We start from the raw sequence: 249 nt of genomic DNA on the forward strand, positions 1-249 counted from the left end.
CTTTGTTAAATTGCGCCGCAAGAGATTTTTCCGCAATCGCCATACCCACAGCATTGGTGATGCCTTGGCCTAGAGGGCCAGTAGTTGTTTCAATGCCCGGTGCATAACCGTACTCTGGGTGACCCGGTGTTTTTGAGTGCAGTTGACGGAAGTTCTTTAGCTCTTCAATCGGTAGCGCATAGCCTGTTAGGTGGAGCAAAGAGTAGATAAGCATAGAGCCGTGGCCGTTAGACAATACAAAACGGTCGC

1 protein-coding gene is annotated in these 249 nt (G+C 49.8%); it reads right to left on the bottom strand.

Annotated features, from left to right (window positions below; genetic code table 11):
• Positions 1-249, bottom strand: a 249-nt coding sequence (locus ACM2FC_RS23700) for a thiamine pyrophosphate-binding protein (protein WP_498483485.1), incomplete at both ends; no start/stop codon positions are given.

It is taken from the genome of Vibrio sp. A37 (assembly GCF_059777565.1).